This is a genomic window from Streptomyces sp. NPDC040432, assembly GCF_055595445.1.
Map to the genome: position 1 here is coordinate 522,006 of NZ_JBVIVP010000003.1, position 18,752 is coordinate 540,757.

The 18,752-nt window shown below is 72.7% G+C and carries 17 protein-coding genes; 10 read left to right on the plus strand and 7 right to left on the minus strand.

Annotated elements, in window-relative coordinates; genetic code table 11:
- Positions 1–6: 6 nt before the first annotated feature.
- Entirely contained in the window at positions 7–366 is a 360-nt protein-coding gene (locus ACZ58N_RS09460; RefSeq protein WP_471157319.1) for a cytidine deaminase, read from the plus strand.
- Between the two features lie 441 nt (positions 367–807).
- Here the strand turns inward: ACZ58N_RS09460 and ACZ58N_RS09465 are convergent, their stop codons facing one another.
- Entirely contained in the window at positions 808–2,097 is a 1,290-nt protein-coding gene (locus tag ACZ58N_RS09465) for an MFS transporter (protein ID WP_471157321.1), read from the minus strand.
- A gap of 71 nt (positions 2,098–2,168) precedes the next feature.
- Here ACZ58N_RS09465 and ACZ58N_RS09470 point away from each other — a divergent pair, with 71 nt between their 5' ends.
- From ACZ58N_RS09470 to era, 3 genes are all read left to right on the plus strand, one after another.
- Positions 2,169–3,233: a GlxA family transcriptional regulator gene (locus ACZ58N_RS09470; RefSeq protein ID WP_471157323.1), complete on the plus strand. Its 1,065-nt coding sequence runs from the start codon at positions 2,169–2,171 to the stop codon at positions 3,231–3,233.
- Between the two features lie 107 nt (positions 3,234–3,340).
- The gene (locus ACZ58N_RS09475) at positions 3,341–4,645 is read left to right on the plus strand and encodes a WxL domain-containing protein (RefSeq protein ID WP_471157573.1); all 1,305 of its coding nucleotides are present in this window, start codon (positions 3,341–3,343) and stop codon (positions 4,643–4,645) included.
- A 959-nt stretch (positions 4,646–5,604) separates the two neighbouring features.
- Positions 5,605–6,555: a GTPase Era gene (gene era, locus ACZ58N_RS09480; RefSeq protein WP_471157575.1), complete on the plus strand. Its 951-nt coding sequence runs from the start codon at positions 5,605–5,607 to the stop codon at positions 6,553–6,555.
- A 142-nt stretch (positions 6,556–6,697) separates the two neighbouring features.
- Here the strand turns inward: era and ACZ58N_RS09485 are convergent, their stop codons facing one another.
- Genes ACZ58N_RS09485 through ACZ58N_RS09495 form a run of 3 tightly spaced genes read right to left on the minus strand, consistent with a single transcriptional unit; the run spans position 6,698 to position 8,918 of the window.
- Entirely contained in the window at positions 6,698–7,507 is an 810-nt protein-coding gene (locus ACZ58N_RS09485) for a GNAT family N-acetyltransferase (RefSeq protein WP_471157325.1), read from the minus strand.
- Positions 7,508–7,549: 42 nt separating this feature from the next.
- Positions 7,550–7,822: a protealysin inhibitor emfourin gene (locus ACZ58N_RS09490; protein WP_471157327.1), complete on the minus strand. Its 273-nt coding sequence runs from the start codon at positions 7,820–7,822 to the stop codon at positions 7,550–7,552.
- A 10-nt stretch (positions 7,823–7,832) separates the two neighbouring features.
- Positions 7,833–8,918, minus strand: a complete 1,086-nt coding sequence (locus tag ACZ58N_RS09495) for a M4 family metallopeptidase (RefSeq protein ID WP_471157329.1) — start codon at positions 8,916–8,918, stop codon at positions 7,833–7,835.
- Positions 8,919–9,294: 376 nt separating this feature from the next.
- Between ACZ58N_RS09495 and leuA the strand changes: the two genes are divergently transcribed.
- The 6 genes from leuA to ACZ58N_RS09525 all read left to right on the plus strand — a co-directional run bounded on the left by leuA (position 9,295) and on the right by ACZ58N_RS09525 (position 16,479).
- Positions 9,295–11,058 (plus strand): 2-isopropylmalate synthase, encoded by a 1,764-nt coding sequence (leuA, locus tag ACZ58N_RS09500; RefSeq protein ID WP_471157330.1) that lies wholly within the window; start codon positions 9,295–9,297, stop codon positions 11,056–11,058.
- Positions 11,059–11,316: 258 nt separating this feature from the next.
- The gene (locus ACZ58N_RS09505) at positions 11,317–12,012 is read left to right on the plus strand and encodes a TerB family tellurite resistance protein (protein ID WP_471157332.1); all 696 of its coding nucleotides are present in this window, start codon (positions 11,317–11,319) and stop codon (positions 12,010–12,012) included.
- Positions 12,013–12,639: 627 nt separating this feature from the next.
- Positions 12,640–14,202: a nucleobase:cation symporter-2 family protein gene (locus tag ACZ58N_RS09510; RefSeq protein ID WP_471157334.1), complete on the plus strand. Its 1,563-nt coding sequence runs from the start codon at positions 12,640–12,642 to the stop codon at positions 14,200–14,202.
- A gap of 110 nt (positions 14,203–14,312) precedes the next feature.
- On the plus strand, positions 14,313–15,059 hold the full coding sequence (recO, locus tag ACZ58N_RS09515; protein ID WP_471157336.1) for a DNA repair protein RecO: 747 nt from the start codon (positions 14,313–14,315) through the stop codon (positions 15,057–15,059).
- Positions 15,060–15,070: 11 nt separating this feature from the next.
- Positions 15,071–15,892, plus strand: coding sequence for an isoprenyl transferase (locus ACZ58N_RS09520; RefSeq protein ID WP_389705260.1), 822 nt, complete (start codon positions 15,071–15,073; stop codon positions 15,890–15,892).
- Between the two features lie 23 nt (positions 15,893–15,915).
- Positions 15,916–16,479, plus strand: a complete 564-nt coding sequence (locus ACZ58N_RS09525) for a YcxB family protein (protein ID WP_471157337.1) — start codon at positions 15,916–15,918, stop codon at positions 16,477–16,479.
- A 4-nt stretch (positions 16,480–16,483) separates the two neighbouring features.
- Here ACZ58N_RS09525 and ACZ58N_RS09530 read toward each other — a convergent pair whose 3' ends face one another.
- From ACZ58N_RS09530 to ACZ58N_RS09540, 3 genes are all read right to left on the minus strand, one after another.
- Positions 16,484–16,912: a Fur family transcriptional regulator gene (locus ACZ58N_RS09530; protein WP_471157338.1), complete on the minus strand. Its 429-nt coding sequence runs from the start codon at positions 16,910–16,912 to the stop codon at positions 16,484–16,486.
- A gap of 182 nt (positions 16,913–17,094) precedes the next feature.
- Complete coding sequence (locus ACZ58N_RS09535; protein ID WP_471157339.1) at positions 17,095–17,961, minus strand: metal ABC transporter permease; 867 nt, start codon at positions 17,959–17,961, stop codon at positions 17,095–17,097.
- A complete protein-coding gene (locus tag ACZ58N_RS09540; protein ID WP_471157340.1) occupies positions 17,961–18,752 on the minus strand; it encodes a metal ABC transporter ATP-binding protein in 792 nt (263 codons plus the stop codon). The genes ACZ58N_RS09535 and ACZ58N_RS09540 overlap by 1 nt, the downstream gene beginning before the upstream one ends.

Genomic DNA, 18,752 nt, shown 5'->3' on the forward strand with positions numbered 1-18,752 from the left:
TCGACCATGACGGAGAGCACGGGCATCGACCCCGAGGACACCAAGATCATCACGCTGGCCCGCAGCGCCCGCGCCCGCAACGGGGTGCCGGAGGGTGCGGCCGTGCGCGACGAGACCGGCCGGACGTACGTCGCCGGGACGGTGGCGCTGGACTCCCTGAAGCTGAGCGCGCTGCAGACGGCGGTCGCGATGGCCGTGGCGAGCGGGGCGCGCTCCCTGGAGGCGGCGGCCGTGGTGACGGAGGCCGGGGCTCCGGCGGACGCCGATCGCGCGGCCGTCGCGGACCTGGGCGGGCCGGACACCCCGCTCCTCCTGGCGGGCCCGGACGGCACCCTGAAGTCAACGACCCCGGCCCGCCCCGCCTGACCCTGCGGGGCTGGAGTGTGCGGCGGGGTCCCGGTGCAGGCCCCCCGGGGCTCCGCCCCGTACCCCGCGCCTCAAACGCCGGCGGGGCTGGGGTTGTGGCGGGGCTGGAGGGTGCGGCGGGGTCTGGGTGCAGGTTCCCGGGGCTCCGCCCCGGACCCCGCGCCTCAAACGCCGGCGAGGCTGAAAGGCTCGCCTCAAGCGCCGGCGGGGCTGAAGGTCCGCCTCAATCGCCGGCGGGGCTGGATTTGGTCGGGGTCGGGGACGGGGTGGGGTGTCGTCCGGGACTAAAACGTGATTTGTTGGCGCACGCCACCGCCCCGCCCACGCAGCCCCTGTCAGGGCGCCATAAATCATGCCCGTCCCGGACGACACCCCACCCCGGCACCGGCCCACCCGCAGCCCCCGAACCCGCAGCCCCCACCCCCGCCCCGACCGGTCAGGTCAAGCCTGCCGTCGGCGGATCACCATCGCCATGAGCGCCGCCATCGCGCACAACCCCCCGGACGCGTACCAGACGAGGTCGTACGAGCCGAAGGCGTCCCGGGCGACACCGCCCAGGAAGGCCACCAGCGCCGCGCCCACCTGGTGCGAGGCCAGGACCCAGCCGAAGACGATCGCACTGTCCTCCCCGTAGTGCTCCCGGCACAGGGCGATCGTCGGCGGAACGGTGGCGACCCAGTCCAGGCCGTAGAAGACGATGAAGAACACCATCGGCGGGTGCACCGACGGCGCGAGCAGCATCGGGAGGAAGAGCAGCGAGATCCCCCGCAGCGCGTAGTACACCGCCAGCAACCGTCGCGCGTCGAAGCGGTCCGTGAACCAGCCGGAGGCAACGGTCCCGACGACGTCGAACACGCCGATCACCGCCAGCAGCCCGGCGGCCGCCGTCACCGGCATGCCGTGGTCGTGCGCGGCCGGCACGAAATGGGTCTTGACCAGCCCGTTCGTCGAGGCCCCGCAGATCGCGAAGGTGCCGGCAAGCAGCCAGAACGGCCCCGTCCGCGCCGCCTTGAACAGCACCGTCACCGCCCGCCGCGCCGCACCCGGCACCGGCACCGGCTTGGCCGCGTAGTCGCCCCCGTACGGCGCGAGCCCCACATCGGCGGGGTGGTCGCGCAGCAGCAGCCATACGAACGGCACGACGGCCAGCGCCGCGAGGGAGACGGTGACGGCCGCCGGGCGCCAGCCGTGGTGTTCGACCATCCATGACAGCAGCGGCAGGAACACCAGTTGCCCGGAGGCCCCCGCCGCCGTGAGGATCCCGGTGACCAGGCCGCGCCGCGCCGTGAACCAGCGGTTGGTGACGGTCGCCGCGAAGGCCAGCGCCATCGAGCCGCTGCCGAGGCCGACGAGGACGCCCCAGTAGAGGACCAGCTGCCACGGTCGTGTCATCCACACCGTGGCCACCGAGCCGCCGGCGATGACGGTGAGGGCCAGGGCGACGACCTTGCGGATGCCGAAACGATCCATCAGCGCGGCGGCGAACGGCGCCGTGAGCCCGTAGAGGGCGAGGTTGACGGAGACGGCGAAGCCGATGGTGCCCCGCGACCAGTCGAACTCCTCGTGCAGGGGTTCGATGAGGAGGCCCGGCAGGGAGCTGAAGGCGGCGGCGCCGATGATCGTCACGAAGGCGACGGCCGCCGCGTACCAGGCGCGGTGGATGCGGCCGGCCCGGCGGGGGGCCCGTGGAGCGCCCGTGGGGGCGGTGGAGGTGGGTGCTGTCTGCGTCACCCCGACAGCTTCCGGTGGGCGACGCACCCGCCGACAGTGGCCTGACTGTCACGCTTCGGTATGATCGGGCCATGGAGTCGAACCGGCCGGCGCCGCCCCCGGCCCCCGCCCACCGCGTCGTCGTCCTCGCCCTCGCGGGGCTGCTGCCCTTCGAGCTCGGGATCCCGCACCGGATCTTCGGGCGGGCCAAGGACCCGGCGGGCCGGCCGCTCTACGAGATCCTCACCTGCGGACTGGCCCCCGGCCCGGTGTCCACGGACGCCGACTTCGCGGTCCACGTCGAGCACGGCCCGGAGCTGCTGGCCACGGCCGACACGGTCGTGGTGCCCGCCTCGTACGAGTTGGGCCCGGTGCACGAGTCCGGGGTGCTGACCGAGGGGCTCGCGGCGGCCCTCGCACACATCCGACCCGGCACCCGGCTCGTCTCGATCTGTACGGGCGGCTACGTACTGGCCGCCGCCGGCTACCTGGACGGCCGGCCCGCCACCACGCACTGGGCCTCCGCCGAGCACTTCCAGCGGCTCTTCCCGGCCGTCCGCGTCGATCCGGGCGTGCTGTACACCGATGACGGGGACGTGCTCACCTCGGCCGGTGTCGCCGCCGGGATCGACCTGTGCCTGCACATCGTGCGCCGCGACCACGGCGTGGCCGTCGCCAACGAGGTGGCCCGGCGGACCGTCGTACCGCCCCACCGGGAGGGCGGTCAGGCCCAGTTCATCGACCGGCCGCTGCCCGAGCCGCGACAGGCCTCCACCACGGCGGCCCGCGCCTGGGTGCTGGACAGGCTGCACGAACCGCTGCGCCTCAGCGACCTGGCCCGGCAGGAGGCCGTGTCGGTACGCACCTTCACGCGCCGGTTCCGCGAGGAATCCGGGGTCAGCCCGGGGGAGTGGATCACCGGGCAGCGGGTCGAGCGGGCCCGGCGGCTCCTGGAGCGGACGGAGCTGTCGATGGAACAGGTCGCGCGGGAGGCCGGCTTCGGAACCGCCCAGTCGCTGCGCAAGCACGTCCAGGCGGCACTGGGGGTGAGCCCGACGGCCTACCGGCGCACCTTCCGCCCGGCCGCGGACACCGCGGATCGGGTCATCCTGCCGGCTTCTGATGGGCCATCAGACGCTGCCGGGCCCGTGCATTGACTTCTCCCGCCGCCCGCTCGTGAATGGCCCCCTGTCGGGGCGACGGACGCAGGGGGCGGGCAGTGCGAACAGGCGCGCGCAGCAGGAGACGGTCGGCGGCCGTCGGCATGGTCGTGCTCGCGGCGGTGACCGGGGGAGCGCTGGGCGCACCGGCCGCCGCCGTGGGGGAAACGCCTCCCGGGCAGGTGGAGTTCCCCACCCACTGCCTGCCCCCGCAGGAAGCCGGACTGCCGCCCGCGGACGGCCCCACCATGGCCCGGATCACCGTCGACGACCCGGCGCCCCGCGTCGGCGACACGGTCACGGTGACCTACCAGGTGGCCGCCGCCCCGGCCGTGAACCCGCTCCCCTCCGAGCTGCCCGCGGACGTGCTGACCCCCACCGGACGGGTCCTGCTGGGCGGTGCGCAGAGCGGCGAGGTCACCGTCACCGGAGCCAAGCGCAACGAGCCGGTTCCGCCCGGCGGCCCGCTCCCGGCGGTGACCATGACCGGCACCTTCACCGTCACCGCGCCCGGCTCGATCACCCTCACCCCGGGCGCCTACACCCTGCACACCGCCCACCTGCTCGACCTGGCCACGGTCTGCACCGCGGGACCGGGCACCCCGGTGTCCCAGAGCCTGACCGCGACCCCGCTGCCCACCGCCAACCTGCGCGGCCTCACCCTCGCCACCGCCTACGGAGCGCCGGGCGCCCGCGTCAAAGTCACCGGCGCCGGCTTCGCCCCCGGCGCGGCCGTGACCGTGGCGGGCCGGGCGGGCGCCGCCGAGACGGCCGACCGGGTCGCCGCCACCGCCGACGAGCGGGGGGAGGTCGTCGCGGAACTGCCCCTGACGGACCGGGCGACCACGGGGGTGGTCGGGTACGAGGGCCCGGCCTGGACGGCGCCCCGGGGCACCGCCCCGGCCGCCTACACCGTCGTCCAGCCCGCCCCGCCGGCGCCCGCGCGCACCCCCGAGCCCCTGGCCCGCGAGGTGACCGCCACCGTGGAGCCGGGGACCCTCGCCATGACCCAGGCGGGCGAGTCGGTGACCCTCGGGGCGGTTCCGTACGGGGACGGCGGCGCGGCCCCCGGGCGGATCGGCACCGTCACCGTCAAGGACGCCCGCGGCGGCCCGGCGGGATGGTCGCTGGTCGGCAAGGTCACCGACTTCACCGGCCCCGGCGGCATCCGCATCCCCGGCGCCCGACTGTCCTGGACCCCGTCCTGCACGGCCGCCGAGGGCAGCCCCGGCGCCTGCGCGGCGGGCAGCGCGGGCGCCGTCGGACCGGACGGTGCCGTCCTGGCCTCCACGGCCGACGGCCCGACGACCGGCGGCACCTTCACGGTGGACGCCGCCGTCTCCCTCCAGGTACCGCCCTACACCCCGCCGGGCGCGTACACGGCGGTCCTGACGCTGACCCTGTCGTGACCCGCGACCGCCGCCCCGCCCCGCCCACCCGGGCCGGCGGGGTCGTACGGGCCGCCCTGGCCGCCCTGGCCGTGGCGGCCCTTGTCCTGCTCGGGACGCTCGCCCCCACCGGATCGGCAGCCGCCGCGGACAACGGCCGGTGGTCCGTCCTCCCGGCCGCGACCACCGTCGGACAGCGCCCCTACTTCTACCTCTCCGCCCCACCCGGGGCAGAGGTGCGGGACACCGTCACCGTCGCCAACCGCACCGACCGGCCCCGCACCTTCCTGCTGTACGCCGCCGACGCCCACAACACCGCCCGCGACGGCGGTTTCGCCCTGCGCGGCCCCGACGAGCCGCGCCTGGGCGCCGCCGCCTGGACCCGGCTGTCGCGGGAGCGGGTCACCGTTCCGGCCGGGGGCACCGTGGACGTGCCGTTCACCGTCGCCGTCCCCGAGCGGGCCGAGCCGGGTGACCACCCGGGGGCCGTCGTCGCCGTCGAGGACGGCCCCGCCGCCCCCGCCGGTGCCGGGATCGGCGTACGGCAGGCCGTCGCCGCCCGCCTGTACCTGAGGGTCGCGGGACCCACCGCCCCCGCCCTCTCCGTCGAGGACGTCCGGGTCGCGGCCGGCGGAACCGGAGCGGTGGTCACCTACACCCTCCACAACCTCGGCAACGTGACGCTGCGCCCCCGAGGGACCGTCACCGCCTCCGGTTTCCTCGGCCGTGACCTGCTCCGCCGCGAGCTCACGGGCCTGCCCGCCGAACTGCTCCCCGGGACGCGGGTCACGCTCACCGCCGGCTGGGACGACCCGCCCGACCTGGAATGGAGCCGGTTGACGGTGCACGCCGAGGGCGGGGGAGCGAGCGCCCGCGGCGGCGCCGGCCACGCCGCGCACCCGCGTCTGACGACCGCTCTGGGCCTCGCTTCGGCCCTCGTGGCGGTGGCCTGGTCGGCGCTGGGAGCCGCATCGGGGAGAATGGCCCGTATGAGCGATCGTTCCCCCGAGCCCACCGCCCCGCACCGCGCGGGCTTCGCCTGCTTCGTCGGCCGCCCCAACGCGGGCAAGTCGACCCTGACCAACGCGCTCGTGGGCACCAAGGTCGCGATCACCTCCAACCGGCCGCAGACCACGCGCCACACCGTCCGCGGCATCGTGCACCGCCCCGACGCGCAGCTCGTCCTGGTCGACACGCCGGGTCTGCACAAGCCGCGCACCCTGCTCGGCGAGCGCCTCAACGACGTCGTGCGGGCCACCTGGTCCGAGGTCGACGTCATCGGCTTCTGCCTGCCCGCCGACCAGAAGCTCGGCCCCGGCGACAAGTTCATCGCCAAGGAGCTCGCGGGGATCAAGAAGACCCCCAAGATCGCCATCATCACCAAGACCGACCTGGTCGAGTCCAAGGCGCTGGCCGAACAACTCCTCGCCGTGCACCAGCTCGCCGCCGAGCTCGGTTTCGAGTGGGCCGAGATCGTGCCCGTCTCGGCCGTCGGCGACAGCCAGGTCCAGCTGCTGGCCGACCTGATCGCGCCGCTGCTGCCGGAGAGCCCGCCGCTCTACCCGGAGGGCGACCTCACCGACGAGCCCGAGATGGTCATGGTCGCCGAGCTGATCCGCGAGGCCGCGCTGGAAGGCGTGCGCGACGAGCTCCCGCACTCCATCGCCGTCGTGGTCGAGGAGATGATCCCGCGGGAGAACCGCCCGGCCGACCGTCCGCTGCTGGACATCCACGCCAACGTCTACATCGAGCGTCCCAGCCAGAAGGGCATCATCATCGGCCCGAAGGGCTCGCGTCTGAAGGAGGTCGGCATGAAGTCGCGCAAGCACATCGAGGCGCTGCTCGGCACGCCCGTCTTCCTCGACCTGCACGTGAAGGTCGCCAAGGACTGGCAGCGCGACCCCAAGCAGCTCCGCAAGCTCGGCTTCTGACCCCACGGAGCCACGGGCGCGCAGCCCGCGGCCCACAGCATCGCGTCCGGGTCCGGACCGGCCCCGAAGCCGGTCCGGACCCGTTCGCGTACCCGCCCCGCGCGCGGCGGCCCGGCCGCTCGCGGGCCCGGTACGGACGCGGCTACTCCGCAGGGGGCTCCGCGATCATGGCGGTGCCGACCCGGCGGAACCCGGCGCGCCCGTAGATCCGGGCCACGTCCTCGTCGCCGGCCGACAGGAACACCATCCCGGCCCCCCGCTCGCGGGCCTGCTCCACCAGGGCCGCGGTCACCCCGAGGGCCAGGCCCTGCCGTCGGGCGGCGGGCAGCGTGCCCACCCCCACGATCTCGGAGACCTCACCGACCGGGTTGAACTGGCCCGAGCACAGCACCACGCCGTCCCGGACGGCCGCCGCCAACCCCGTGCGACCCGACGCGAGCATCTGCGCGACGAAGGCGCGGCGCTGTGCCACGCCCGGGTCGGCCAGCGCGGAGGCGAGTTCGGCGGGGCCCGCCTCGCCGAGTGCGGTGCCCGGCGCGGAGAACGCCAGCGCGGGCACCGTCACCGCCGCCGCCAGCAACGGGTCGTCCGGTCCTAGGGTCAGGACGTCGGGATGCGGCGCGGGCGGTTCCGCGTCGGCCTCCAGGACCATGAGTGGGTGCGCGTGGACGTGCAGGCCCGCCGCCTCCGCGGCGGCCCGCAGGGCGGGGTTGTTCTCGGCCACCCACTCGAACGCCTCGGGCAACTCCAGCTCCCGCTGTCGCTCCCGCACCCGCTCCACGTCGGCCGCGGTGGCCTCCGGGGCTCCGGGCGTGGGGCGCGCGTAGTACTTCCAGCCCTCACCCTCCTGCACGAAGAGGGTCAGCGGTCCGAAGTCCTCGCCGCGGGCCCCGCCCCGGCGGGGAACCGCGTCGTAGTACCGCTCCAGCGCTGTCAGGATCATGTCGGTCATCCGGACATCCAAGCGCACGGGGCGGGGCCGGGCACCCGGGTTTCAGGCGCCCTCCTTCAGCACGCGCGAGATCAGGTTCCGCTGCGCCTCGGACAGGTGGGGGTCCCGGCAGGACACCGTCCGCCCGTCCACCGTGATCCGGTACGAGAACCCGTCCCGGACCCCGCTCACGTCCTGCGGCCCCGCCGGGTCCGGCCGCAGGGCGAGCAGGGCCAGCGCCCGCCACTCGTCCTCGTCGGACCGGCCCGAGGTGTCCACCTCGGCCCGGCGCTCGATGCCCGCGAAGCCGCCCGTCCTGATCACCTGGATGCGCATGAGGAGCGTCCTACCCCGCCGCCGGGACGCCCACCGTCGCCCAGGCCTTCTGCACGGCCCGGTGTTCGGCCCCGCCGTCCCCGAAGCGGGTGACCGCGGCCGCCACCGACAGCCGGGCGAAGTCGGCGAAGGTGGCCCGCTCCGCCAGCTCGCCGCCGGTCAGGGTGTCGTACCAGAGCTGTCCGGCCCGCTCCCAGGCGCGGCCGCCGAGTTCGGTCGCGGTGATGAAGAAGGCGTGGTTGGGGATGCCGGAGTTGATGTGGACGCCCCCGTTGTCGCGCGAGGTGACCACGTAGTCGTCCATGGTCGCCGGCTGGGGGTCCTTGCCGAGCTCGTCGTCGTCGTAGGCGGTGCCCGGTGCCCGCATCGAGCGCAGCGCGACGCCGGTGACGTTGGGGCCGAGGAGGCCGGCGCCGATCAGCCAGTCGGCCTCCTCGGCGTTCTGGCCGAGGGAGTACTGCTTGATCAGGGAGCCGAAGACGTCCGACATGGACTCGTTCAGCGCGCCCGACTGGCCGTGGTAGTCGAGGTTCGCCGTGTACTGGGTGACGCCGTGCGCCAATTCGTGCCCGATGACGTCCACGGCGACGGTGAAGTCGAGGAACAGGTCGCCGTCCCCGTCGCCGAAGACCATCTGCCGGCCGTCCCAGAAGGCGTTGTTGTAGTCCTCGCCGTAGTGCACGGTCGCGTCGAGCGGCAGCCCGGAGTCGTCGATGGAGCGGCGGCCGAAGCCCTGGAGGAACAGTTCGAAGGTCGCGCCGAGGCCCGCGTAGGCACGGTTGACGGTGGCGTCGCGGCCCGGCTCGTCGCCCTCGCCGCGGACCTTCGTCCCGGGCAGGCGGGTGCGGTGCTGGGCGTCGTACACGGTCCGCAGCGGGGTGTCGGAGCCGGGCACGGCAGCCGCCGGCACGATGCCGCGGACGGTGCTGATGCGCCGCCGGGTGCGCAGGAAGGCGTCCTGTTCCAGGGTGCGCTGCGCGGCGTCGGCCCTGCCGGAGTCGGCCGAGCGGGCGGCCTTGTCGAGCAGGTGCGGGGGCACGACGGTGCAGAAGACGGGGTGGCGGTGGGTGTGGCCTGGGGAAAGGGGGGCGTCCATGACCGGCAATGTGGCAGCGTGTGACGCTGCTGTCACTACCTGCAACCATGATTCATTCTCTTGTCTGAAAGCGGTCGCGCCGCGTTGACGGATCGACCGGACATCGGACGACGGACCCCTCCGAGAAAGAGAAATACCTCACTAAGGGTACAAATCGGACCCAAGGGTCTTGCATACTGAACAGGTCCTCGCGATACGGCGCGGCTCGGATAGGCTCGGTCCATCATGCGTTTCGGGCTGCTTCTCCTTAGCTGCCGCGGCGAGGGTCTGTAGTCGTAGGCCGGCCCCCTCCCCGCGGAGTTTGGTGTTGCGGTTTTTACGACCGCCGCCGGCCGTCCCAGCGAACTACACGCGGACACGCGAGGAGCCCAACGCCATGAGCCAGCAGCCTTTTGTCGGTCGCCCCACGCCCATCACGAACGCGACCCACACCCAGAAGCCCTCCGGCATGCCGATCCACAAGTACGGCTTCTACGAGCAGGTCGAGATCGCCGACCGCACGTGGCCGAACGCCCGCGTCACCAAGGCTCCGCGCTGGCTGTCCACCGACCTGCGCGACGGCAACCAGTCGCTGATCGACCCGATGACCCCCGCCCGCAAGCGCGAGATGTTCGACCTGCTGGTGCGCATGGGCTACAAGGAGATCGAGGTCGGGTTCCCCTCCTCCGGCGAGACCGACTTCGCCTTCGTGCGCTCGATCATCGAAGAGGGCGCGATCCCGGACGACGTCACCATCTCCGTACTGACCCAGGCCCGCGAGGACCTGATCGAGCGGACCGTGGAGTCCCTGGTCGGCGCCAAGCGCGCCACCGTCCACCTGTACAACGCGACCGCCCCGACCTTCCGCCGGGTCGTCTTCCGCGGCTCCAAGGAACAGATCAAGCAGATCGCCGTCGACGGCACCCGCCTGGTCATGGAGTACGCCGAGAAGCTGCTGGGCCCCGAGACGACCTTCGGCTACCAGTACAGCCCGGAGATCTTCACCGACACCGAGCTGGACTTCGCCCTGGAGGTCTGCGAGGCCGTCTGCGACGTCTGGCAGCCGGCCGAGGGCCGCGAGATCATCCTGAACCTGCCCGCCACCGTGGAGCGTTCGACGCCTTCCACGCACGCGGACCGCTTCGAGTGGATGGCCCGCAACCTGACCCGCCGCGAGCACATCTGCATCTCCGTGCACCCGCACAACGACCGCGGCACCGCCGTCGCCGCCGCCGAGCTGGCCCTGATGGCCGGCGCCGACCGCGTCGAGGGCTGCCTGTTCGGACAGGGCGAGCGCACCGGCAACGTCGACCTGATCACGCTGGGCATGAACCTGTTCTCGCAGGGCATCGACCCGCAGATCGACTTCTCGCAGATCGACGAGATCCGTCGCACGAGCGAGTACTGCAACCAGATGGAAGTCCACCCGCGCCACCCCTACGCGGGCGATCTGGTCTACACGGCCTTCTCCGGCTCCCACCAGGACGCCATCAAGAAGGGCTTCGACGCCATGGAGGCCGACGCGGCGGCCGCCGGCAAGACGGTCGACGACCTGGAGTGGGCCGTCCCGTACCTGCCGATCGACCCCAAGGACGTCGGCCGTTCCTACGAGGCCGTCATCCGGGTCAACTCGCAGTCCGGCAAGGGCGGCATCGCCTACGTCCTGAAGAACGACCACAAGCTGGACCTGCCGCGCCGCATGCAGATCGAGTTCTCCCGGATCATCCAGAACAAGACCGACGCCGAGGGCGGCGAAGTCACGCCGAAGGCCATCTGGGACGTCTTCTCGGACGAGTACCTGCCCAACCCCGAGAACCCCTGGGGTCGCATCCAGCTGCGCTCCGGCTCCACCGCCACCGACAAGGACGGCACTGACACGCTGACCGTCGAGGCCGTCGTGGACGGCGTCGAGGCCGTGCTGAGCGGCACGGGCAACGGTCCGATCTCGGCCTTCTTCGACGCACTGGCCGGCATCGGGATCGACGCCCGCCTGCTGGACTACACCGAGCACACGATGAGCGAGGGCGCCTCCGCCGTGGCCGCCTCGTACATCGAGTGCGTCATCGACGGCCGCGTGCTGTGGGGCATCGGCATCGACGCCAACACCACCCGCGCCTCCCTGAAGGCGGTCATCTCCGCCGTCAACCGCGCGGGCCGCTGACCCACCCGCCGGAGCCCCCTCCCTTCCCCCGTGCGGGCAGGGCGGGGGCTCCGGCGTTTTGGGGGCCCGACGTCCCGCCCGGCCACCGTTCACCGGCGGGACGGGCGCCCCGCCGGGACCGGCACGGGGAGGGGCGCAGACCGGCCAAGTACGCCCCCCTGAGCGAGGTTGTCCTGTCACACGGCTGACGCATCCTCACCGATGTGGCTAACATCACGCCAACCCGGCGATGTTGCCGGAAGGTTACGGAGGTGCGACGTGCTGCCAGTTCGGGGTGGGGACGGCCGGAAGCTGACGGCCTGGGGCATCCGTACCACCTGGAGCACCGTGGGCGACGGGGAGTTCTTCTGCCCCGGCTGCGGCGGTGACCGCAATTACCGTCGGCGCACCGGGCGGCGCCGGTTCACCGTGCTCGGCGTCCCACTGGTGCCGCGGGGCCAGGCCGGGCCCGTCGTCGAATGCCACGGCTGTCGGGAGCGCTACGACACCGACGTGCTCGACCACCTGACCACCACGCGCTTCTCCGCCCTGCTCCGGGACGCCGTGCACACCGTCACGCTGGCGGTCCTCGCCGCGGGCGGCACCACCTCCCGCAGCGCCCTGGAGGCCGCCGTGTCGGCCGTACGGGCCGCCGGGTTCCAGGACTGCACCGAGGAGCAACTGGAGTCCCTGGTGGAGGCCCTGGCCACCGACGAGGGCCGGCTGGGGCTGTACGACGGGCCCGAGTGCTGCGGGGCCGCGCTGTCGATAGAGCTCCACGAGGCGCTGGAGCCCCTCGCGCCCCACCTGGCCGGTCCCGGCCGGGAGTCGATCCTGCTCCAGGGCGCCCGGATCGCGCTCGCGGACGGGCCGTACATCCCCGCCGAGCGGGAGGTGCTGGCCACCGTCGGCGCGGCCCTGCGCATGGACACGGACGAGGTGGCGCGGCTGCTGTCCGCGGTCCGCGCCCCGTAGCGCACCCACCGGCCGCTCCCGAGCGGGGCGCGAGGCGTACGAGGCTCCGGGCCCGGCGGGATCCCCGCCGGGCCCGGCCGCGTGTCCGGGCGACTCCGGAGCGCGGGGCGAACGTCCGAAACGTGACCGCAGAGGGTAACGATCCGGCCTCGCGTGACGTGAACCGGCCTCCCGCGCCGTCCGTGCAGAGGGGTGGAGGCTCTGCCTCCACCCCCGACCGTCCACCCCTCGGACGGTCGGAACCGGGCGTCCCGACGGGCCCGCGAAGCGGCCCCGGGAACCATGTCCCCGCAGGTCCGGGGGCATGGCCGTGAGAGAGGCCGGCGTTCGGAACGAGCGCTTCGACGGCCTCCGGACATACGCCCGCCGAGAGGTCCGCGCCATTGGGGGAACATCCAGATCGCGCGTCCCTGAACTTCCACAGTTTGTAGAAGTCGACGATATCTGTGAGCCCTCCCACAGGCGTTCAATTCCGGTCACACGACGAGACGCCGCCGGAAACACAGCGGGGCTTCGATCCACGTGTTCCCACCATCGCCCTCCGGCGGATCAACGGGTTAGCGACCCACTCCGACCGGGGCAACCAGACTCCTCTCGTCACCTACCTCATTGAAGGGCAAGGCAGAGATGGCACGTGTCGCCGCCCGGCTTTCCACCAACGGAGAGCAGAGCACGCACCCGGTCGACGAGGTGCTCCCCCTCCCCAAGCTCGCGCTGTACGGCTTCCAGCACGTGCTCGCCTTCTACGCCGGCGCGGTGATCGTCCCGATCATCGTCGGCAACGCGCTGAAGCTGAGCCCTGAGCAGCTCGTCTACCTGATCAACGCCGACCTGTTCACCTGCGGCATCGCCTCGATCATCCAGGCCTGGGGCATCGGTCGGGTCGGCGCGCGCCTCCCGCTGATCCAGGGCGTCACCTTCACGGCCGTCTCCCCGATGATCGCCATCGGCCTCGGCGCGGGCGGCGGGACCGCCGCCCTGCTGGTCATCTACGGCGCGGTGATCACCGCGGGCATCGCGACCTTCGCCTTCGCCTGGCTGCCCGCCAAGGCGTTCCGCACGGTCATGAGGCTGTTCCCGCCGGTCGTCACCGGCACCGTCATCACCGTGCTCGGCATCGTCCTGATCCCCGTCGGCCTCAACGACGCGGCCGGCGGCCTCGGCAGTCCCGACTTCGGTGACCCCAAGAACTTCGCCTACGCCGGCGGCACGATGCTCTTCATCCTCATCCTGATGAAGATCGGCAAGCCGTTCCTCTCCAGCATCTCCATCCTCCTCGGCCTGGTCGGCGGCACCGCCGTCGCCTTCCTCCTCGGCGACGCGAAGTTCGGCGACGTGGGCGACGCGGGCTGGATCGGCGTCACCACCCCCTTCCACTTCGGCGCCCCGAAGTTCGAGTGGTTCCCGATCGTCCTGATGCTCATCGTCATGCTGATCACCATGGTCGAGACGACCGGTGACACCTACGCCGTCGGCGAGATCGTCGAGAAGGACATCGACAGCGAGACCGTGGCCCGCGCCCTGCGCGCCGACGGCGCCGCGACCGCGCTGGGCGGCGTCCTCAACTCCTTCCCCTACGTGGCCTTCGCCGAGAACGTCGGACTCGTGCGGATGACGAAGGTCAAGAGCCGGTTCGTGGTGGTCGCCGCCGGCGTCTTCATGATCATCCTGGGTCTGCTGCCCAAGGCCGCGGCCATCGTCGCCGCCGTCCCGCACGGAGTCCTGGGCGGCGCCGCGACCGTGATGTTCGGCATGGTCGCCCTCGCCGGCATCCAGACGCTCGGCAAGGTCGACCTCAAGGAGGAGAAGAACGCCCTCATCGTGGGCGTCTCCCTCGCCTTCGCCCTGCTGCCCGCGACCGTCCCGGTCTTCTTCACCAAGCACATGGACCCGGACCTGTCCTCGCTCCTCAACAGCGGCGTCACCCTCGGCGCCACGGCCGCCATCGTCCTCAACCTGATCTTCAACGGTCTGGCCAAGGACAAGGCCCCGGCCCCGCTCGCCCCGGTCGGGCTCCCCGTCCAGGCGGCGGCGGCCCCGGCGGGCGCCGAGAAGGCGGCGGTGACCACCAAGAAGGCCGCAGTGGCCACCGAGAAGACCCCGCCGGGCACCGAGCAGGCCCCCGCGTCCGCCGCGCAGGCCCCGGCGAGCGGCGAACGGGCCGACGAGGCGGGAACCCCCGCCGGCTGATCCTCCCAAGGGGTGTCGACCCCTCGCCCGGACCCCAGGTCCGGACGAGGGGTCCGCGCCGTCCGCGCAGGCGTTCCCGTACGGGTTCCCGCGCAGGGGACAATGGGCGCATGAGTCTGTTCCGCGACGACGGCATCGTGCTGCGCACCCAGAAGCTGGGTGAGGCGGACCGCATCATCACGCTGCTCACCCGCGGCCACGGCCGCGTCCGCGCCGTCGCCCGCGGCGTACGACGCACCAAGTCCAAGTTCGGCGCCCGGCTGGAACCTTTCTCCCACGCCGACGTCCAGTTCTTCGCCCGCGGCGCCGACCTGATCGGCCGCAGCCTGCCGCTGTGCACCCAGACCGAGATCATCGCCCCCTACGGCAACGGCATCGTCACCGACTACGCCCGCTACACCGCCGGCACCGCGATGTTGGAAACGGCCGAACGCTTCGCCGAGAACGAGGGCGAGCCCGCCGTGCAGCAGTACCTGCTGCTCGTCGGAGCCCTGCGCACCCTCTCCCGCGGCGAACACGAACCCCACCTGATCCTCGACGCCTTCCTGCTCCGCTCCCTCGCCGTCAACGGCTACGCGCCCAGCTTCGACGACTGCGCGAAGTGCGGCATCCACGGCCCCAACCGGCACTTCTCCGTCGCCGCGGGCGGGGTGATATGCGGCGACTGCCGCGTTCCCGGCTCCGTCGTACCCTCGTCGGAGGCCATCGCTCTGCTCAGCGCACTGCTGACGGGCGACTGGGGCCACGCGGACGCCTGCGAGGCGCGTCACGTGCGGGAGGGCAGCGGGCTGGTCTCGGCCTATTTGCACTGGCATCTGGAGCGCGGGCTACGCTCCCTGCGATACGTCGAGAAATAGGAGCTGGGCACATGGCACGACGCGGGATTCTGGGGCGCTCTCGCCGCGAGTACAAGGTTCCCGAGCCGCACCCGTCCGGTGCGCGCCCCCCGAAGATCCCCGGCGAGCTGGTCCCGAACCACGTCGCCATCGTGATGGACGGCAACGGCCGCTGGGCCAAGGAGCGCGGGCTCCCGCGCACCGAGGGCCACAAGGTCGGCGAGGGCGTCGTCCTCGACGTCCTCAAGGGCTGTCTGGAGATGGGCGTCAAGAACCTGTCCCTGTACGCCTTCTCGACGGAGAACTGGAAGCGCTCGCCCGACGAGGTCCGCTTCCTCATGAACTTCAACCGAGACGTGATCCGCCGCCGCCGCGACGAGATGAACGAGCTCGGCATCCGCATCCGCTGGGTCGGCCGCATGCCGAAGATGTGGAAGTCGGTCGTCCAAGAGCTTCAGGTCGCCCAGGAGCAGACCGTCGACAACGACGCGATGACCCTGTACTTCTGCGTCAACTACGGCGGCCGCGCCGAGATCGCCGACGCCGCGCAGGCCATCGCCCGCGACGTCGCGTCGGGCCGGCTGGACCCGTCGAAGGTCAACGAGAAGACCTTCGCCAAATACATGTACTACCCGGACATGCCGGACGTGGACCTCTTCCTGCGCCCCAGCGGCGAGCAGCGCACCTCGAACTACCTGCTCTGGCAGAGCGCGTACGCCGAGATGGTGTTCCAGGACGTGCTGTGGCCGGACTTCGACCGCCGCAACCTGTGGGCGGCGTGCCTGGAGTACGCCCAGCGCGACCGCCGGTTCGGCGGCGCCGTCCCGAACCAGGCCGAGGGCCCGACCGGCTGATCCCACCGGTACGCCCTGCCGTCATGGACCTGATCGGCAGGGCGGTGGGGCCGTACCACGGCACGGCGCGCTCCGACGTGCGGCAGGTGCAGCGCTGGTGCCTGCGCGAGCGTCCCCAGGACCGCCGGGGACTGCCGTCGAGGCTGCTCTCGGTGCCCGTGCTCGTCGTGGCGCTCGCCTGGCTCACCAACGGGGGCCGGGTGCCGCAGCCTGCCGTCGCGGTCGCGGCGGGCCTGGCCATGGGCCTGGTGTGGTGCCTGACCGACCTGGCGCTGCGCTGCCGCCGCTGGTACGCGTGGGCGGCGGAGTACCCGGAGTACCACTGCGTGCTCTCGGAGTCGGGGATGACGAACCACCGGCCCGACGGGTCGGCGGTCCGCTACGGGTGGGCGCAGTACAGCGGCTGGAGCGAGACCCGACACCTGTTCGTCGTGGCCTTCACGACGGGGGACGTGGGATGGCTGCCCAAACGGGCTGCGACGAGCCCGCAGGACATCGACCGGATCCGATCGATCTTCGACCGGAACCTGACCCGGGTCGGGCGCGTCGGCCGCGGCGGACGGGCCGGCCGGGGCGCCGGTTCCTGACGGATCAGCCGGCGGCCGCGCAGTCCGCGCAGGTACCGAAGATCTCGACGGTGTGGGCCACGTTGACGTAACCGTGTTCGGCGGCGATGGACTCGGCCCACTTCTCCACGGCCGGCCCCTCCACCTCGACGGCCTTGCCGCACTTACGGCAGACCAGGTGGTGATGGTGGTCGCCGGTGGAACACCGCCGGTACACGGACTCCCCGTCACTGGTCCGCAGGACGTCGACCTCACCGGCGTCGGCGAGGGACTGGAGCGTGCGGTAGACGGTGGTCAGGCCCACGGAGTCACCGCGGTGCTTGAGCATGTCGTGCAGCTCCTGGGCACTGCGGAACTCGTCCACCTCGTCCAGCGCCGCCGCGACGGCCGCCCGCTGCCGGGTGGACCGTCCTCGTACTGGCGCGGCATTCGTCCCGCCAGGCGCAGTCGCCACCGGTTCCTCCTCGTCTCGGCCTGCCGCCATTGTGCCAGGCGACCGCCGGCGCCAAGCCGCCACTGCGCGATCCTGCCGGGTCCGCGCCGACCGACCGACGGGATCCGGCAGGGACGCCCTCGGGCCCTGTCGGCACACCCCCGTCCGCCTCGCGGGCGACGACGGGACTTCGACGCCGCCGCCTAGACCTTCACGTCGTCGCGCGTGCAGACCTCTTCCGAGGCCGCCCGGGCCGCCTTCGCCCGGCGCCTGGCCAGCGGCGCCGAAACCGCCGTCATGACGACGAACACGGCGATGGCGAGCAGCACGATCGCCGCGCCGGAGGGGGCGTCGAGGTAGTACGTCGTGGTCACGCCCGTCAGGGAGACCAGCACGCCGATCGCCATGGCCAGCGACAGGGTCGCGGTGAACCCGCGGGTGACCCGCTGCGCGGCGGCGACGGGGATCACCATCATGGCGCTGACCAGCAGCAGGCCCACGATCCGCATCGCGACGGTGACGGTCAGGGCGGCGGTGACGGCCATCAGGAGGTTCAGCGCGCGCACCGGCAGGCCGGTGACCCGCGCGAACTCCTCGTCCTGGCTGATCGCGAACAACTGGCGGCGCAGGCCGACGGTGACGGCGAGGACGAACACCGCGAGCACCGCCGCGGCCGTGACGTCCTCCGGCGCGACGGAGGTGATGCCGCCGAAGAGGTAGCTGCTCAGGCTGGCGGTGGACCCACCGGCCATGTTGATGATCATGACGCCGCCGGCCAGGCCGCCGTAGAACAGCATGGCGAGCGCGATGTCTCCGCTGGTCCTGCCGCGGGAGCGGATCAGCTCCATGCCGACCGCGCCGACGACGGCGACGATGCTGGCCATCCACACCGGGTTGGTGTTGAGCAGGAACCCGAGCGCGACGCCGGTCATCGCCACGTGCCCGATGCCGTCGCCCATGACGGCCTGCCGGCGCTGGACGAGGTACGTGCCGATCGCGGGCGCCGTCAGGCCCACCAGTACGGCCGCGAGCAGCGCCCGCTGCATGAAGGCGTAGTTCAGGAGGTCCATCAGCTCAGCAGTCCCGTCCGCAGGGGCTCGGCGTCGTGCGCCGCGTGGGGGTGTACGTGGTCGTGGCCGGGCAGCGCGTGCTGGCCGACGGCCTCCGGGGGCGGCCCGTCGTGGACGACGCAGCCGTCGCGCAGGACGACGGCCCGGTCGATCAGCGGCTCCAGCGGCCCCAGCTCGTGCAGGACCAGCAGGACGGTCGAACCGGCGGAGACCTGCTCGCGCAGGGCGTTCGCGAGGACCTCCTGGTTGGCGAGGTCGACGCCCGCCATCGGCTCGTCCATGATCAGCAGTTCGGGCTCGACGGCGAGGGCCCGGGCGATGAGGACGCGCTGGTGCTGCCCGCCGGAGAGGGCGTTCACCGAGGCGTCCCCGTACGTCTCCATGTCGACGAGGGCCAGGGCGCGGGTCACGGCGTCCTTGTCGGCCCGGCGCAGGATCCCGAAACGGGAGCGGGCCAGCCGACCGGAGGAGACGACCTCGCGGACGGTGGCCGGGACGCCGCTGGCGGCGGTGGTGCGCTGCGGCACGTAGCCGATCCGCGACCACTGTCGGAAGCGCTGGAAGTCGGTGCCGAAGAGGGACAGCGTTCCGTCGGTCAGCGGGACCTGGCCGACCACGGCGCGCACGGCCGTGGACTTGCCGGAACCGTTGGCGCCGAGGAGCGCGACGACCTCGCCGCGGTGGACGGTGAGGTCGACGCCGCGCAGCACGGGGCGCGAGCCGAGCGAGGCCGTGGCCCCGCGCAGGGATATGACGGGCTGGTCCTCTGCCGTGCGGGGCGTGGACTGCAT

Excerpts from the sequence above, each read along its gene's own strand:
- ACZ58N_RS09460 (WP_471157319.1), top strand. The coding sequence starts at position 7 with ATGACGGAGAGCACGGGCATCGACCCCGAGGACACCAAGATCATCACG.
- ACZ58N_RS09470 (WP_471157323.1), top strand. The coding sequence starts at position 2,169 with ATGGAGTCGAACCGGCCGGCGCCGCCCCCGGCCCCCGCCCACCGCGTC.
- ACZ58N_RS09475 (WP_471157573.1), top strand. The coding sequence starts at position 3,341 with ATGGTCGTGCTCGCGGCGGTGACCGGGGGAGCGCTGGGCGCACCGGCC.
- era (WP_471157575.1), top strand. The coding sequence starts at position 5,605 with ATGGCCCGTATGAGCGATCGTTCCCCCGAGCCCACCGCCCCGCACCGC.
- ACZ58N_RS09485 (WP_471157325.1), bottom strand. The coding sequence starts at position 7,507 with ATGACCGACATGATCCTGACAGCGCTGGAGCGGTACTACGACGCGGTT.
- ACZ58N_RS09490 (WP_471157327.1), bottom strand. The coding sequence starts at position 7,822 with ATGCGCATCCAGGTGATCAGGACGGGCGGCTTCGCGGGCATCGAGCGC.
- ACZ58N_RS09495 (WP_471157329.1), bottom strand. The coding sequence starts at position 8,918 with ATGGACGCCCCCCTTTCCCCAGGCCACACCCACCGCCACCCCGTCTTC.
- leuA (WP_471157330.1), top strand. The coding sequence starts at position 9,295 with ATGAGCCAGCAGCCTTTTGTCGGTCGCCCCACGCCCATCACGAACGCG.
- ACZ58N_RS09510 (WP_471157334.1), top strand. The coding sequence starts at position 12,640 with ATGGCACGTGTCGCCGCCCGGCTTTCCACCAACGGAGAGCAGAGCACG.
- recO (WP_471157336.1), top strand. The coding sequence starts at position 14,313 with ATGAGTCTGTTCCGCGACGACGGCATCGTGCTGCGCACCCAGAAGCTG.
- ACZ58N_RS09520 (WP_389705260.1), top strand. The coding sequence starts at position 15,071 with ATGGCACGACGCGGGATTCTGGGGCGCTCTCGCCGCGAGTACAAGGTT.
- ACZ58N_RS09525 (WP_471157337.1), top strand. The coding sequence starts at position 15,916 with ATGGACCTGATCGGCAGGGCGGTGGGGCCGTACCACGGCACGGCGCGC.
- ACZ58N_RS09535 (WP_471157339.1), bottom strand. The coding sequence starts at position 17,961 with ATGGACCTCCTGAACTACGCCTTCATGCAGCGGGCGCTGCTCGCGGCC.
- ACZ58N_RS09540 (WP_471157340.1), bottom strand. The coding sequence starts at position 18,752 with ATGCAGTCCACGCCCCGCACGGCAGAGGACCAGCCCGTCATATCCCTG.